The 2,604-nt window shown below is 65.8% G+C and carries 3 protein-coding genes; 2 read left to right on the forward strand and 1 reads right to left on the reverse strand.

All coding sequences use genetic code 11. The annotated features are described in order from the left end of the window. The coding region (locus AC16JP_RS00210) for an NnrS family protein (RefSeq protein WP_484338586.1) at positions 1-608 on the forward strand (608 nt) is incomplete at its 5' end. Positions 609-627: 19 nt separating this feature from the next. Here AC16JP_RS00210 and AC16JP_RS00215 read toward each other — a convergent pair. Next, positions 628-1,509 (reverse strand): LysR family transcriptional regulator, encoded by an 882-nt coding sequence (locus AC16JP_RS00215; protein ID WP_484338587.1) that lies wholly within the window; start codon positions 1,507-1,509, stop codon positions 628-630. 106 nt (positions 1,510-1,615) lie between these two features. Here AC16JP_RS00215 and AC16JP_RS00220 point away from each other — a divergent pair. Further along, positions 1,616-2,604 (forward strand): FAD-binding protein (locus tag AC16JP_RS00220; RefSeq protein WP_484338588.1); only part of this gene is annotated, 989 nt, incomplete at its 3' end.

Consider the following 2,604-nt stretch of genomic DNA (forward strand, 5'->3'; position numbering starts at 1 on the left):
GGCGGATCATTCCCGCGTTCACGCGGAACTGGCTGATGCGCCAACGGGTCACGTCGCTGCCGCCGACGCACAACCATGTCGACACCGCCGCCATCGTTTCGCTGCAACTGGGGCTGGTTGCCTGGGCCTTCCTGCCCGAAGCAAAGCCGGTCGGCGCGCTGCTGCTGCTGGCGGGCGTCCTCAACCTGTGGCGGCTTGTTCGCTGGCAGGGGCTTTCCACCCTTTCGGAACCGCTGCTGACGGTTCTGCATATCGGCTATCTGTGGATCGGGATCGGCGCGCTGATGCTGGGCGCCAGCCTGTTCGTCAGCGGCGTGCCAATGCCGGCCGCAGTGCATGCCTTCACGGCAGGCGCGATCGGCACGATGATCGTCGCAGTGATGCCGCGCGTGACGCTGGGCCACACCGGACGGGCGCTTCAGGCCGATCGCGGCGTGGTTGCGATCTTCGCGCTCGTGGTGCTGGCGACGCTGGTCCGCATCGCCGCTGCATTCATTCCCGCAGCCTACATGCCATTGCTGGTGTTGTCGGGGCTGTGCTGGGCGCTGGGATTCGGCCTGTTCGTGGTGAAATACGCGCCGATACTGGCCGGGCCACGCCCGGACTGAGGGCGTCAGGCCGGCGCTGTCAGTCCGGCGCTGTCCGGCGCAATCGCTCGATCACGTCGGCCAGCAGCGGGTCCACATGCCCCCGGCGCCTGCGCATCAAGAGCAGCGGCGTCTCCCAGTCGCAGCCGGGAAACTGGCGGAACATCAACCCCGGCGCCATCCTGGCCAGGCTGCCAGGCAGAATGGCCAGATCGTCGCATTCGCGCAGCGCCATCAGCGCATAGACGATCGACGTCGTGGTGGTGCCCGGTGCCGGCGGCTTCATGCCAGCGCCGGCAAAGCTGTGGGCGATGGCTTCGTCCAGCGTTGCGGTGTTGCCCCCGATCAGCCAGCGCTGGCCCCCCAGATCAGCCAGCCCCTGCGCGGCGGAAAGCGCCGGATGCCCGTCGCGTCCGAAAACGCCCCACGCTGCCGAACCGATCACTTCAGACAGCACCAGCGGGTCCGGCGGCTCGGTTGCGCTGGCGATTGCCAGATCGATCGCGCCCTCGCGCAGATCCCGGCTGAACGTCCGCCCGATCCCCGACACCACATCGAGTCGCAGCCGGGGATAGACGAGATGCAGCCGCGCCAGCAGCTTTCCCGCCGCACTCAGCGCCCCGACCGGACCAAGGCCGACCACCAGCCGCCCCGGCGTCCGCGCCAGCATATCGCCAGCCCTTCGGCGCAGCGCTCCCAGCTCGGCAACGATCATACGGGCATGGGGCAGGATGGCCTCACCCAGCGCCGTCGGAAAGACCCCGCGCGGGGTGCGTTCCAGCAGCGACCCGCCGAACGTTTCCTCCAGGCGTCCGATGCTCTTGGAAACCGCCTGCGCCGTCAGCCCGACGCGTTCGGCGGCTTTCGCCATCTGTCCACTGTCAACGACGGCGACGAGGATTTCAAACTGGCGGGCGTCCATTATTCGCATCAACCATCAGTTGTGCGATCGGACAAGGATTTTATCCATCTGACAACGGGCACGACATAATCTTCAGCACTCACTTTTCTTCGTGGCGGAGCATGTCATGGCCAGCATCAACTATGTCGAAACCGCTTTGGGCGGATGGCACAGCAGCGTCGATCTGCTGATCTGCGGCTTCGGCGCGGCCGGCGCCAGCGCCGCGATCGAGGCACATGACTGCGCGCCCGACGCTGAAATCCTGATCGTCGAAAAGGCGCCCGAAGCAGAAGCAGGCGGCAACTGCCGGGTATCGGGCCAGTCGCTGCTGATCGCGAAAAATCCGCAGGCGCTGGCGCGGTATCAACACCGCATGAGCGAATCGAACCCGCTACCTGACGGCATGATCGAGGAATGGGCCACGAGAATGAGCACGCTCGAACCCTGGATTCAGCAAGTCGCCAGCCGGGCCGGCAGCGAGTATCTGCGCGGAACCGGGTTCACCGAGCGGGATGCCGTGCTGGAATTCCCTGATCTGGGCGCAAGCGAAGCCGTCACCTACACTGCGACGATCCTGCCCATCCCGTCCGGCGTGTGGCTCGCCCTGCGCACCAACGTCGAGGACCGAGGCATCCCCGTGCAGTATCAAAGCCCTGTCGTCGATCTGGTGCAGGACGCCGATACGCTGGAAGTATTCGGCGCCATCATCGAAACAGGCGATGGACAGCGGGCCATACGGGCGCGCAAGGGCGTCATGCTGTGCGTCGGCGGATTCGAAGCCGACGCGCAAATGCAACGCGACTATTATGGCCTGGCCGATGCGCGGCCGCTGGGCACGCCACACAACCGGGGCGACGGGCTACGCATCCTGCAAAAGGCGGGTGCCGAAATGTGGCATCTTCGCAATCAGGGCCAATCGGGCGGGATCTGGCCGGGAATTGCGCGTCCCGGCAGGCAGACCGTGCATCTGCGCAACTTTCTGCTGCCCGCCTTTTCCTGGTTCGATGTCGACGCCGTCGGCCAGCGCTTCTATGCCGAGACCAACGAACTGCAACTGACGCACTACAAGCAGAAGCAGCATGGCCGCTACGTCGATGTGCCGCTGCATCTGGCGCA

It is taken from the genome of Sandaracinobacteroides sp., assembly GCF_057137845.1.

Excerpts from the sequence above, each read along its gene's own strand:
- AC16JP_RS00215 (WP_484338587.1), bottom strand. The coding sequence starts at position 1,509 with ATGGACGCCCGCCAGTTTGAAATCCTCGTCGCCGTCGTTGACAGTGGA.